The 256-nt window shown below is 65.6% G+C and carries 1 protein-coding gene; it reads right to left on the bottom strand.

The window, feature by feature from the left end:
- Positions 1–256: 4-alpha-glucanotransferase (locus SB756_RS32305; protein WP_410913531.1), on the bottom strand; the 256-nt coding region annotated here is incomplete at both ends.

Genomic DNA, 256 nt, shown 5'->3' with positions numbered 1-256 from the left:
CCCACCGAGGCCCTGAGGCGGTAAAGCTCCGGGTCGTGCCAGGTTTCCGCGCTGCCTTCCGCCACGCCCACTGCCAGGTCACGATAGAGTCCGACGCTCATGCCCAGCGCCTGACTGTGCGTCCAGCAGCCAGAGAACTGCTGCTGCGCCAGCCATTGCAGCCATTGCCAGAAGGCGATCTCCTCTTCATGCTGTTCACACCACTGCTGCACCTCCGGCAACTGGCTGTTGCGCCACCCTTCCGGCCACGCAGGCC

This window comes from Pseudomonas sp. SIMBA_068 (assembly GCF_046534705.1).
Taxonomy (GTDB): domain Bacteria; phylum Pseudomonadota; class Gammaproteobacteria; order Pseudomonadales; family Pseudomonadaceae; genus Aquipseudomonas; species Aquipseudomonas putida.
Note: the sequence above shows the minus strand (reverse complement) of the source record. Positions and strands in the feature narration are given on the sequence as shown.